Source organism: Aestuariivirga sp., assembly GCF_044239095.1.
Taxonomy (GTDB): Bacteria; Pseudomonadota; Alphaproteobacteria; order Rhizobiales; family Aestuariivirgaceae; genus Aestuariivirga.
This window is the reverse complement of sequence record NZ_JBIICB010000312.1, coordinates 1-4,686: the sequence shown is the minus strand read 5'-3', so window position 1 is coordinate 4,686 and position 4,686 is coordinate 1. Positions and strand designations below refer to the sequence as shown.

General features: G+C 66.3%; 5 protein-coding genes. 4 read left to right on the top strand and 1 reads right to left on the bottom strand.

Annotation, left to right across the window (positions count from 1 at the left end; translation table 11 throughout):
- The coding region (locus tag ACILRA_RS20020; RefSeq protein ID WP_395663818.1) for an NAD-dependent epimerase/dehydratase family protein at positions 1–653 on the top strand (653 nt) is incomplete at its 5' end.
- Here the strand turns inward: ACILRA_RS20020 and ACILRA_RS20015 are convergent.
- The gene (locus tag ACILRA_RS20015; RefSeq protein WP_395663817.1) at positions 643–1,437 is read right to left on the bottom strand and encodes an alpha/beta hydrolase; all 795 of its coding nucleotides are present in this window, start codon (positions 1,435–1,437) and stop codon (positions 643–645) included. The genes ACILRA_RS20020 and ACILRA_RS20015 overlap by 11 nt on opposite strands.
- Positions 1,438–1,536: 99 nt before the next feature.
- Here ACILRA_RS20015 and ACILRA_RS20010 point away from each other — a divergent pair, with 99 nt between their 5' ends.
- The 3 genes from ACILRA_RS20010 to ACILRA_RS20000 form a co-directional block, all read left to right on the top strand.
- Positions 1,537–2,811, top strand: a complete 1,275-nt coding sequence (locus tag ACILRA_RS20010; RefSeq protein WP_395663816.1) for an efflux RND transporter periplasmic adaptor subunit — start codon at positions 1,537–1,539, stop codon at positions 2,809–2,811.
- Entirely contained in the window at positions 2,808–3,512 is a 705-nt protein-coding gene (locus ACILRA_RS20005) for an ABC transporter ATP-binding protein (protein ID WP_395663815.1), read from the top strand. The genes ACILRA_RS20010 and ACILRA_RS20005 overlap by 4 nt, the downstream gene beginning before the upstream one ends.
- Positions 3,512–4,686: ABC transporter permease (locus ACILRA_RS20000; protein ID WP_395663814.1), on the top strand; the 1,175-nt coding region annotated here is incomplete at its 3' end. The genes ACILRA_RS20005 and ACILRA_RS20000, both read left to right, overlap by 1 nt.

Genomic DNA, 4,686 nt, shown 5'->3' with positions numbered 1-4,686 from the left:
CCGGCGCCGATGGCGACCCCGTGCTGCGCCGTCATGCGGATGACTTCGCTTCGCGCGCCAGCCAGTTCCGCTGGGTGGCATATCTCTCGACCACCGGTGTCTATGGCGATCATGGCGGCGCGCTCGTCACCGAGGAGACGCCGCTCACCCCAAACACCGAGCGCGGCCACAAGCGGCTTCAGGCGGAAACGCAATGGCTCGCACTCTGGCGCAGCAGCGGCCTTCCCGTGCACATCTTCCGGCTTGCCGGAATCTACGGCCCCGGCCGCAACCAGCTGCTGTCGCTCATCGACGGCACGGCCAAGCGCGTGATCAAGCCCGGTCAGATCTTCAGCCGCATCCACGTCGAGGACATCGCCAACGTGCTCGAGGCCTCCATCGCCCGGCCCGATCCAGGCCGCGCCTATAATGTCTGCGATGATGAAGCCTCGCCGCCGCAGGACGTGGTCGCCTATGGCGCAAGTCTGCTCGGCCTTCCGGTGCCTCCAGCCATTGCCTTCGAGGAGGCAGAACTCTCGCCCATGGCGCGCAGCTTCTATGCTGATTCAAAGCGCGTCTCGAATGCGCGCCTCAAGCAGGAACTCGGCGTCCGTCTCAGCTACCCGAGCTACCGCGAGGGCCTTGCGGCCATTGCCCGGCAGATCAGATCGTGATGCCATCCGCGCGCTCGGCAAGGCGCAGCACGGTTTCACGCAGCAGCGTGAGGTTTCCCGGTGTGGAGAGGCGGTGATCGCCGCTCTTGATCAGGCTCAGCGTCACATCGGCGCCGCGCAATGCGCCGAAAACCTTCACCGCATGGGCCGCAGGAACATCAGGATCGGCATCGCCCTGCAGGATGCGCACCGGGCAGGCAACGTCGAGCCCGTCCTTCAGCAACAGGTGCTTTCCTCCGTCCTCGATGAGGCGGCGGGTGATGACATAGGGCTCGCCATAGAGCGAAGGCCGCCGCCACATGCCCGCCGACATGATGTCCCGCCGTGCCTGGTCCGTGAACATGTCCCACATCAGGTCCGCCGTCATGTCAGCCGCGGGTGCGAGAAGAACGAGGCCGGCGATGCGGTCCGCTGCGCGCGGATTCCTGATCCTGAGTTCGCGGTAGAGCAGCAGCGCCAGCCATCCCCCCATGCTGGATCCCACCACGATGCGCCGTCCCGGCGCCTTGCGGGTGAACAGATGCAACGACTGGGCAAGCCAGGCGGAAATCGTGCCATCGGTGAATTCGCCCCCCGAGGCGCCATGGCCGGAATAGTCGAAGCGGAAGCCAGGCCGCCTGGTATCCCGCGCCAGGGCGGCCAGGGCCTCCGCCTTGGAGCCCAGCATGTCAGACCTGAAGCCCCCCAGCCAGAAGAAGCCGCAACGCGCACTGTCTTCGGGTCCGTCCTCGCAAAAGGCGAGACGGGTGCCGTCAGGCGCATTTTCATGTTTGATGCTGGTCATGACGGGGTCATATCAGGGGTGCCCTGTGTTGCGAAGGCCATCCGCGCCGGATTTGCGCCCTCATTTGCGTCTACGGGACTGGAAAGCACTGGAAGATAGATGAACATACAGACCCCGCCACAACCATCCGAGATCGAGGCCGTTCTGGGCCTCGATGCCAAAAGCCGCCGCAGGAACTGGGGCCGGCGGCTGCTGTGGCTGATCGTGCTTGCCGCCTTGCTGGCGGGTGGTGCTTGGTTGGGTCTGCGCCTCACGGCATCAGGCCCGCAACTGAGCTACGATACGGCCCCGGCCGCCCGCCAGACCCTGGTGGTGAAGGTGCAGGCAACCGGCAATATCCAGCCCACCACCGAAGTCGAGGTGTCGAGCGAGCGCTCGGGCGTCATCCGCCGGGTGAATGTCAAGGCCAACAGCCTCGTTAGGAAAGGCGACGTGCTGGCGGAACTCGACACCGAGCGGCTTGAGGCGGAGCTGGCCCGGGTCAAGGCTTCGGTCGCGGCGGCGGAAGCCCGCCTCGTCGATGCCAAGGCAACACTCACCGAGCGCCAGATCGTGTTCGACCGGTCCGAGCGCCTCAGCAGTCAGGGCATCTCCTCGAACCAGGACCTCGATACGGCGCGGGCCGCCCGGGCACGCGCCGAAGCGGGCGTGGTGGCAGCCCAGGCCGACATCGAGGTGGTCAAGGCGGAACTCGCCATGCAGGAAACCGACATCACCAAGACGAAGATCCTTTCGCCCGTCGACGGCATCGTGCTGAAGCGCACCGCGGAACCGGGGCAGACGGTCGCCTCCTCACTTCAGGCCCCCGTTCTGTTCACGCTCGCCGAGGACCTGGCGCGCATGCAGCTCGAGGCCGCGGTGGATGAGGCAGACATCGGCACGGTGCAGACGGGGCAGAGGGCCACCTTCACGGTGGATGCCTATCCGGGCAAAAGCTTCCCCGCAGTGATCGAGACCATCGAATATTCGCCCGTGGTGACCGACAATGTCGTGACCTACAAGGCGGTACTCACCGTCGACAACAAGGACCTGCTGCTCCGCCCCGGCATGACGGCCACCGCCCAGATCGTGACCAAGGAAGTGCCCGATGCGCTGGCCATTCCCAATGCGGCGCTGCGCTATGCGCCACCGCGCGAGCAGAAGTCACAGGGCTTCAGCGTCATGAACCTGTTCATCCCCCGCCTTCCGCGCAGCGAGCGCGGTCAGGCCCCTTCGGCGGATGGCGAGCGCACCGTCTATGTTCTCGACAATGGCGCGCCCAAACCCGTCAAGGTCCACACCGGGGTGAGCGATGGCAAGTCGACCGGGATCGTCTCAGGAGAACTGCGCGAGGGCGACCCGGTGATCCTGTCCGTCAAGGCCGCGCAGCCGTGACGGCGGAGGCTCCACTCGTCTCCTTCCGCGGCATCACGCGCGTCTATGGCGAAGGCGGCGGCCAGGTGCGCGCACTCGCCGGCGTCAATCTTGCGATCAGGCGGGGTGAGTTCATCGCCATCATGGGACCCTCTGGCTCGGGAAAGTCCACCGCCATGAACATCATCGGCTGCCTTGACCGGCCGAGCGGCGGCAGCTTCACCTTTGCCGGTGTCGAGGTGACGAAGCTGACGCGCGACCAGCGCGCCCTGCTGAGGCGCAACTTCATCGGCTTCGTGTTCCAGGGCTTCAACCTGCTGAACCGCACGACCGCCATCGAGAATGTGGAACTGCCGCTCATCTACCGCGGCATGCCCAGGGCGGAGCGGCGCGAGAAGGCCATGCGTGCTCTGCACCTCGTGGGGCTGTCAGGCCGCGAGCACCATACGCCGGGAGAGCTTTCAGGCGGCCAGCAGCAGCGCGTGGCGATCGCGCGTGCTATCGTCACCGACCCCCTGCTGCTGCTCGCGGATGAGCCCACCGGCAACCTCGATACGGCGAGAAGCCGTGAGATCATGGAGCTGATCGCAAGGCTCAATGCCGAGCGCGGCATCACCGTGGTGATGGTGACGCATGAGGCCGACATGGCCGCCTATGCCCATCGCATCATCCGCTTCACCGATGGGCTGATCGCCAGCGACGAAACACGGGTTGCCGCCTGATGCTGTGGGAAGCGGTCAAGCTCGCGCTCTCCTCCATCCGGCGGAACAAGCTGCGCTCGGTGCTCACACTTCTGGGCATCGTCATCGGCGTTGCCGCCGTCATCGCCATGGTCACGCTGGGCTCGGGCGCATCGTCCAAGGTGCGGGAGAACCTGGCGAAGCTCGGCAGCAACTTGCTGATCGCGAGGCCCGGCCAGAGCACCTTCGGGCCCGGCGGCGCAACCGACAGCCGCGCCTTCGACGAGCGTGACGTTGCGGCGCTGAAATCCAACCTCACCGGCATCCGCGGCGTTGCCCCCACCGCGCAGAAACAGGCCAAGGCGGTATTTGGCGCGCTCAACTACGATACGACGGTGACGGGCACCCATACCGACTATTTCATCGTGCAGGACTGGGTCATCGCCGACGGGCGGCCCTTCACCGATGGCGAGATCAGGTCGGGCACCTCCGTCTGCGTCATCGGCGACACCATCACGCGTGAGCTCTTCGCGGGCCAGGACCCCATCGGCGAGCGGCTGCGGCTCGGCAATTTTTCCTGCGAGGTGGTGGGCCGCATGGCGCCCAAGGGCCAGTCGGCCTTCGGCTCGGATCAGGATTCGATCGTGGTGCTGCCCTTGCGCACCTATCACCGGCGCATCGCGGGCAATACCCGGATCGGCACCATCGCGATTTCGGTCACCGAGGCCGCCGACGTTCCCCGCGTCCAGCGCGATGCGGAGGACGTGCTGCGCGAGCGCCGCCGCATCGTGGCGGGCGAGGAGGATGACTTCACCATCCGCGACATGACGCAGATCGCCAACACCATGGCATCGACCACGACGATCCTCACCGGGCTTCTCGGCGCGGTCGCCGCCGTGTCGCTGCTGGTGGGCGGCATCGGCATCATGAACATCATGCTGGTGTCGGTGACGGAGCGCACGCGCGAGATCGGCATCCGGCTCGCCATCGGCGCGTTGGAGCGCCAGGTGCTGAGCCAGTTCCTGGTCGAATCGATCGTGCTGGCGCTGTTCGGCGGCGTGCTCGGCATCGCACTGGGGCTTGCCATCGCGGCGGGCGGCTCGGCGCTGATGGACGTGCCCTTCAATGCTGATCCGCAGGTGATCGCGCTGGCCTTCGCCGTCTCCGCGATGATCGGCGTGATCTTCGGCTACTTCCCGGCCCGTCGCGCCGCCAG

Excerpts from the sequence above, each read along its gene's own strand:
- ACILRA_RS20015 (WP_395663817.1), bottom strand. The coding sequence starts at position 1,437 with ATGACCAGCATCAAACATGAAAATGCGCCTGACGGCACCCGTCTCGCC.
- ACILRA_RS20010 (WP_395663816.1), top strand. The coding sequence starts at position 1,537 with ATGAACATACAGACCCCGCCACAACCATCCGAGATCGAGGCCGTTCTG.